1 protein-coding gene is annotated in these 1,595 nt (G+C 57.0%); it reads left to right on the top strand.

The annotated features are described in order from the left end of the window. Positions 1-76 precede the first annotated feature (76 nt). The gene (locus tag G3N97_RS38655) at positions 77-1,480 is read left to right on the top strand and encodes a transposase (RefSeq protein WP_205997980.1); all 1,404 of its coding nucleotides are present in this window, start codon (positions 77-79) and stop codon (positions 1,478-1,480) included. Positions 1,481-1,595: the final 115 nt, after the last annotated feature.

The raw sequence follows: 1,595 nt of genomic DNA, 5'->3' as shown, positions 1-1,595 counted from the left end.
CGATTCTGTTGAAAAACTCGCCCGCCGCTGGGATTGTTCGCTATCCTGGAAGACATCGATCGACGGGGGATACGTCATGATGGGTCATCAGGGTGGCGTGCAGAACCAGCTCTTCTATTCGTTCAACCTTGATGATCACGTACCACGCACGCACCTCTTGCGTGGTATTGATCGGTACTTCGACCTCAGCGGACTTCGCGAACATCTCGCTCCGCACTACAGCCATACCGGACGGCCTTCGATTGACCCGGAGCTCATGATTCGCATGCTAATTGTGGGCTACTGCTTCGGCATTCGCTCCGAGCGCCGTCTGTGCGAAGAGGTTCATCTTAACCTCGCCTATCGTTGGTTCTGCCGTCTGGGTCTGGAAGATGCTGTTCCCGATCACTCGACGTTCTCAAAGAATCGACATGGCCGATTCCGTGTCAGCGCAGCCCTACGGCATGTCTTCGAATCGGTCTTGCGTCGCTGCATGGACGAAGGCCTTGTGCAGGGTGAAGGCTTCGCTGTTGACGCGAGTGTAGTCAAGGCGGATGCAAATCGCGCACGCGGGGTGCCGGGCACGGAGGTGATTGATTGGCGCCATGGCAACGGCCCGAGCAGGGCCGTACAGGAGTATTTAACGGCTCTGGAGCAGAATAACCCGACGATCTCAGACAACGATGAACTCATCGCAACAGCGAAACGAATCTCGCTGACTGATCCCGCCGCTCGTTACACGGCTGCGCCCGGTGGGCCAGCATTCTTTGCGTATTCGACGAATTATTTAATCGACTTACACGCAGGAATAATTGTCGATGTAGAAGCTACACCATCGCATCGAACACAGGAAGTTGAATCTACGAGGACGATGGTGGATCGGGTCGAGCAGCGCTTTAAACTGAAGCCAAAGCGCCTGGTGGGCGATACGGCGTACGGCACAGGAGCGATGCTTGGCTGGATGGTTCAGGAGAAACACATTGCCCCGCATGTGCCCGTCTGGCAGCGCCCGCGCAACGATGGCGCACTTCCCAACAGTGACTTCCAGTGGGTTGAAAGCGACAACGAATATCGCTGCCCGACGGGGCACGCTTTGCGTAGCGAATGGCGGCCCTTCAAGAAGCCCAGAACACACGTAACCAAGGCCGATACGATTGTTTATCGATCAAGTCAGGCCGACTGCACCGCGTGCGCGATGAAGCAGCAGTGTTGCCCCAGCACACCGATTCGCAAGATTACGCGCAGTGTTCATGAGGCATCGCGGGATGAAGCCCGAGCCATTGCAGAAACACCGGCTTATAAGCGCTCGCGGCGCGAGCGCAAGAAGGTAGAAATGCTGTTCGCACATTTGAAGCGAATCTTGAAGCTGGATCGTCTGCGACTGCGTGGCCTTAGCGGTGCGCAAGACGAATTCCTGTTGGCGGCGACAGCGCAGAATCTTCGGAGAATGGCGAAGTGGTTGATGCCGATGAACGAAGCGGCGGAGGCGACGCCCGCTTGAGGGCATCGGGGCATACCCCCGGCGTCAGTTTCGGCACCGGCAGCTTCGACAAACCAGGCCGACTGGCCAAAACACCATCGCAGCGACGCTGCGAAACGAGTTTTTCAACAGAATC

It is taken from the genome of Paraburkholderia sp. Ac-20347, from assembly GCF_017104805.1.
GTDB classification, from domain to species: domain Bacteria; phylum Pseudomonadota; class Gammaproteobacteria; order Burkholderiales; family Burkholderiaceae; genus Paraburkholderia; species Paraburkholderia tropica.
The sequence above is the reverse complement of the archived record's forward strand: the minus strand, read 5'-3'. Positions and strand labels throughout refer to the sequence as shown.

Bases quoted from the DNA above. Each gene is read 5' to 3' on its own strand.
- G3N97_RS38655 (WP_205997980.1), top strand. From the start codon at position 77: ATGATGGGTCATCAGGGTGGCGTGCAGAACCAGCTCTTCTATTCGTTC.